This window comes from Bradyrhizobium sp. (assembly GCF_049581145.1).
Taxonomy (GTDB): domain Bacteria; phylum Pseudomonadota; class Alphaproteobacteria; order Rhizobiales; family Xanthobacteraceae; genus Bradyrhizobium.
On record NZ_JBAURI010000469.1, the window covers coordinates 1 to 2554 of the forward strand.

Consider the following 2554-nt stretch of genomic DNA (forward strand, 5'->3'; position numbering starts at 1 on the left):
GATCAGAGCCTTGTCACCGGAGAGACGTCGCCGATTGCGGTCAGCGCCGGCGCCCCGATCTACGCGGGCGCGCTCAATCTCTCCGGCGCGCTGCGGGTGAGGGTCGCGAAGGAAGCCGGCGACTCGCTGCTCGACGAGGTCAATGAGCTCCTCGCCAAGGCGGCGGAGCAGCGCTCGTCCTACGTGCGCCTCGCCGATCAGGCGGCGCGGCTCTACGCGCCGGTCGTCCATCTGGCAGCGCTTGCGACCTTTCTTTCCTGGCTGTGGCTCGGCGCGGGCTGGCAGCAGTCCCTGATGGTCGCGATCACCGTGCTTATCATCACCTGCCCATGCGCACTCGGGCTCGCGGTCCCGGCGGTGCAGGTGGTCGCAGCGGGAGCGCTGTTTCGTCGCGGAGTGATCCTCAATTCCGGCGAGGCACTGGAACGCTTGGCGGAAGCCAAGACGATCGTGTTCGACAAAACCGGCACGCTAACCAACCCGCGCCCGACACTCGCCAACGGCGCCGACATCGCGGCCGAGGACCTCGCGCTGGCGGCCTCGCTTGCGCTGTCGAGCACGCATCCCCTCGCCGAGACCATTGCGGGCGCAGCGCACGCCAGGGAGCCGTTGAACGGCCACGAATTTCCCGGCCAGGGCGTGACCGCGCTCCGTCACGGCAAACGCATAAAGCTCGGCTCCGTCGCCTTCTGCAAGGCGGAGGTTGAGGCCGAGCCGATCGCAGCCGCCTTTCCCGACGCATCGCTGATCGTCATGAGGACGCACGAGCGCGCAGTCGTCTTCGCGGTCAGGCAGGGGCTGCGCTCCGACGCCCGCGAAGTCATGGCCTCTCTCGCGCGCGGACACGAAGTCGAGATCCTTTCGGGTGATCGCGAGGCGGCGGTCGCGCTGGTCGCGCGCGAACTCGGCGTGACGCGTTTCGCCTCCGGTCTGAAGCCCAAGGACAAGATCGAGCGGCTGGAGGCGCTGAAGGCCGCCGGGAAGCGCCCGCTTATGGTCGGCGACGGCCTCAACGATGCGCCCGCGCTCGCCGCCGCGCATGTATCGATCTCGCCCATTTCCGCCGCCCATATCGCGCAGGCGCAGGCCGACGCCTTGTTCCTCGGCGAACGGCTGGCGCCGGTCGCCGACGCGCTGAGTCTCGCCGCCAAGGCGCGAAGGCTGATGGTCGAAAATCTCTGGCTGTCGCTGGTCTACAACCTTCTTGCGGTCCCGCTTGCGGTGACAGGCCAAGTGACGCCGCTCATCGCTGCGCTGGCGATGTCGGGCTCCTCGATCCTGGTCACGCTCAACGCGCTGAGGGCGCGACATGGGTAAGGCTTAAGCAGCCATGAACGTCCTCGTCTACCTCGTGCCGCTTGCGCTGGCTCTCGGCGGCCTCGGGCTCGCCGCCTTCCTGTGGGCGCTGCGCAACGGGCAGTTCGACGATCTCGACGGCGCCGCATGGCGGGCGATCAGCGACGACGATCTGCCGGAGGATGAGCGGTAGGCGCAAACGCTGTCGCTTCGGCGCCACGTTTCGGTGTAACGAGAGATCCGCTCTCCGAAGCAAATCGGGCGGCCTCTTTCTTTCCCATCCCGGCGAGCGCCGGCAATTAACGGAGCCCCCGGTGAGATCCTGGCTTGCAGCCGCCGTCCTCGCGATCGTGGGCCTCATTGTGGCGGGACTTGTTTATTTTGTCTTTTGGGACCAGTTCGTTCCAATCGCGGCGATGGGGATCAACTTCGTGCGCTATATGAACGCGCCCGACGGCGCCATTTCGACCGAGACCAATCCCGACTGGAAGGCCGCTCAGGCACCCGCCCCGGCGCCGGCTTCGACAGCGCCCGCCGCGACCGGAGGCGATTGGCCGAGCTACAACAAGACGCTGACCTCGAACCGTTTTTCAGGCCTCAATCAGATCAACAGCCAGAATGCGGAGAAGCTCAAGATTCTCTGCACCTATGACACCGGGCAGTACACCGGGTTTAACTCCGGTCTCATCGAGGTGAACGGCGCGCTGATTTTTGCGACCGAGTACGACCTCTTCTCGATCGATCCCGCGACCTGCAAGGAAAACTGGCGGGCGCATGAGGATTACACGCCGGCCTCGCCGCAGGGGGTCAATCGCGGCGCCGCCTATCTCGATGGCATGCTCTTCCGCGGCACGCAGGACGCCCGCGTGCTCGCCGATGATTTCAAGACCGGCAAGCGCATCTGGGAAACGACAATCGGCGACTACAAGAAGGGCGAGAGCGCGCCGGCCGCTCCGATCGCCTGGAACGGCCTCGTCTTCATCGGCAATGCCGGCGGCGACGTGAAAGGCGTGAAGGGACGCATGTACGCCCTCGACGCCAAGACCGGCAAGATCGTATGGGAGTTCTATCTGGTCCCGAAAGCCGAGGGCGATCCGACGCGCGGGCCCGAAGCTCCTTCGCCCCTCAACGACAAAACCTGGGGCAACACGATGACAGGGGTGCCGATCACCGGGGGCGCGACCTGGACCTCGTACACTCTGGATCCCGAGAGCGGCCTCATCTACGTGCCGGGCGGCAACCCCGCGCCGGATTTTTC

At 66.1% G+C, this 2554-nt stretch carries 3 protein-coding genes; all 3 read left to right on the top strand.

Going from position 1 to position 2554, the window contains the following annotated elements; translation table 11 throughout:
* Positions 1-1317 (top strand): heavy metal translocating P-type ATPase (locus WCB02_RS15475; protein ID WP_423959217.1); only part of this gene is annotated, 1317 nt, incomplete at its 5' end.
* 13 nt (positions 1318-1330) lie between these two features.
* Positions 1331-1489, top strand: coding sequence for a cbb3-type cytochrome oxidase assembly protein CcoS (gene ccoS / locus WCB02_RS15480; RefSeq protein WP_423959219.1), 159 nt, complete (start codon positions 1331-1333; stop codon positions 1487-1489).
* Positions 1490-1610: 121 nt separating this feature from the next.
* The coding region (locus WCB02_RS15485) for a PQQ-binding-like beta-propeller repeat protein (RefSeq protein WP_423959221.1) at positions 1611-2554 on the top strand (944 nt) is incomplete at its 3' end.

Excerpts from the sequence above, each read along its gene's own strand:
- ccoS (WP_423959219.1), top strand. The coding sequence starts at position 1,331 with ATGAACGTCCTCGTCTACCTCGTGCCGCTTGCGCTGGCTCTCGGCGGC.